Consider the following 222-nt stretch of genomic DNA (forward strand, 5'->3'; position numbering starts at 1 on the left):
TTTACAAAGACGCCGGCCAGGTCAAAGCCACCATCACCGACACCACCGGTGGTGACTTCGAGAACCTCGCAGTCAATCCGGCTGAAGCCATAACTAACGTCAGCGATACGCTCGACACGTCGACCGTGACCCTGACTGCCAATGCCTCGGTTGTCGAAGGCGGGGTGGTCACCTACACGGCGTCGGTTAGCGCTCCGGTCACCGGTAGCCCACTGGTGGTCA

At 60.4% G+C, this 222-nt stretch carries 1 protein-coding gene; it reads left to right on the top strand.

The window, feature by feature from the left end:
• Window positions 1-222, top strand: a 222-nt coding sequence (locus JNA92_RS25790) for an immunoglobulin-like domain-containing protein (protein ID WP_241807242.1), incomplete at both ends; no start/stop codon positions are given.

It is taken from the genome of Pseudomonas putida (genome assembly GCF_022627325.1).
GTDB classification, from domain to species: domain Bacteria; phylum Pseudomonadota; class Gammaproteobacteria; order Pseudomonadales; family Pseudomonadaceae; genus Aquipseudomonas; species Aquipseudomonas putida_X.